This window comes from Candidatus Poribacteria bacterium (genome assembly GCA_016866785.1).
Taxonomy (GTDB): Bacteria; Poribacteria; WGA-4E.
Genome location: VGLH01000268.1, coordinates 1 through 2,018 on the forward strand (window position 1 = coordinate 1; position 2,018 = coordinate 2,018).

At 61.4% G+C, this 2,018-nt stretch carries 3 protein-coding genes; all 3 read left to right on the forward strand.

The window, feature by feature from the left end; genetic code table 11:
* On the forward strand, positions 1-361 hold a 361-nt coding region (locus FJZ36_19170), incomplete at its 5' end, for a transposase (protein ID MBM3217021.1).
* A 285-nt stretch (positions 362-646) separates the two neighbouring features.
* The gene (locus tag FJZ36_19175; GenBank protein MBM3217022.1) at positions 647-1,132 is read left to right on the forward strand and encodes a transposase; all 486 of its coding nucleotides are present in this window, start codon (positions 647-649) and stop codon (positions 1,130-1,132) included.
* Positions 1,133-1,240: 108 nt separating this feature from the next.
* The coding region (locus tag FJZ36_19180) for an IS5 family transposase (GenBank protein ID MBM3217023.1) at positions 1,241-2,018 on the forward strand (778 nt) is incomplete at its 3' end.

Consider the following 2,018-nt stretch of genomic DNA (forward strand, 5'->3'; position numbering starts at 1 on the left):
CAACCTGGAGGAGTTCACGAGCTTGACGGAGGCGAAGGTCCTCGCCAAGCCGTGGCGGGAGGACTACAACCGGCGTCGTCCTCACAGCGCCTTGGGCTACCAGACGCCGGAAGCGTTTCGAGCGCGCTCGAAGGGAAGGACCAGACTCTCACTCAAACTGGTGCATAAACTGGGGGCAGGTCAGTTGGATGTCCAAGCGTTGGAGGCGCGACTGAGTGAGTGGGCGGAAGCGGTGTTGGCGTCGGTTCCTGCGATGGGGGCGACCGAGGAGGTGTTCTCGGTCGATGGGAAAGCGCTTCGTGGGAGTCGCAAGCAAGCCGTTCCCGGTTCCTATCTCCTCACCGTCCTTGGATGTCCATAGGCACACGGCTGGGTCTGGTGGTTTACCAACGCGCGGTGCCAGAGGGAGGCGACGACCGGACCAACGAGTTCCCTGCTCTGACGTCTCTGCTGCGAGGTCTGTTGGCTGAGGGCAGGCTGGAAGGCCGTATCTGGACCATGGACGCGATGCACACGCAACAGACACACGCGACGCTCATCGTTGAGGGAGGAGGCGACTACATCATGGTTGCCAAGGGCAACCAGAAGACGCTGCACGAGGACATCCGGTCCCTCTTCGACTCTCCCTGGTCCGGCCCTTTCATCCATGGAACATCCATGGAACTGCCGAGACGGTCGATCGATGCCATGGTCGCATCGAGCGCCGACGCATCGTCACCAGCACCGCGCTCAATGCCTATCTCCAGTGCCCATGGTGGGACAGGTCTTCCGCATCACCCGAGACACTCGGCAGACCAAGACCCATGCCAAGGGACGCACAAGACGCACGCAAGTCATCTACGGACTGACGAGTCCGCCGCCAGAGCGCATCGCACCCAAGCAGCTGCTGGCTCGGGTACGATGTCACTGGCACATCGAGAACCGTCTCCATTGGGTACGGGACGTCACATACCATGAAGACCGCTCAACCACACGCTGCCCTCGCACTCCCCAAGTCATGGCCGCCCTACGCAACACAGCCATCAATCTGATCCGTCTCGCCGGATACACCAACATCGCATCAGCAAACCGCACATTCGCAGCCAAGCCCGACAGAGCGCTGCCACTCATCGGCTCTCAATGGGAGAAGTAAACAGCCGTGCGGATCCGCTAGAGCGTGTTATGGACTTTCCGAGGTTCAGGTAAACTGTGGGCATACTTCCGAGAGTCTGCCTCTCCGAATCGAAGCAAGTGATACGAGATGTCTCGAAAAGCCTATCCGTCCGACGTGGCGGACGACGAATGGGGGTTCGTCGCCCCTTATTTGACGTTGATGATCGAGGACGCTCCGCAACGGGAACGTGCGTTGCGGGAAGTCTTCAACGGACTGCGCTGGATCGTGCGGGCGGGCGCCTCGTGGCGCCTGCTGCCTCACGACCTGCCGCCGTGGGAGGCGGTCTATCAGCAGACTCAGCGATGGATCCAAGCGAGCGTCTTCGAGTCCATGACTCACGACCTGCGCGTTCTGCCGCGCGTGGCCGCCGGACGGAACGAACAGCCGTCCGTGACCCTTCTCGACAGCCGTACGCTGCAATCGACGCCGGAAAGCGGCGGTCGTGCGGGCTATGACGGAGCCAAGCGCAAGAAGGGCAGCAAGATTCACGCGGCGGTAGACACCTTGGGTTATCTGTTGGCGTTGCACGTCACACCCGCCGAGGAGCAGGATCGGGCGCAGGTGGCGACGCTGGCGAAACGACTGCAAGAGGTGACCCGTGAAAACGTCGAACTGGCGTTTGTCGATCAAGGCTATACGGGCGATCAAGCCGCTGAGGATGCGGCGATTCGCGGCATCCGACTGGAAGTGGTCAAACTGCCGGAGGCACGGAGAGGATTCGTGTTGCTTCCGCGTCGTTGGGTCGTCGAGCGGACGTTCGCGTGGATGGGGAGATTCCGACGGCTGGCGCGCGACTATGAGCGATTGGCGCAAACGTTGGTAGGTCTTCATTTCCTCGCGTTCGCCATCCTGAGGCTCAAACGGT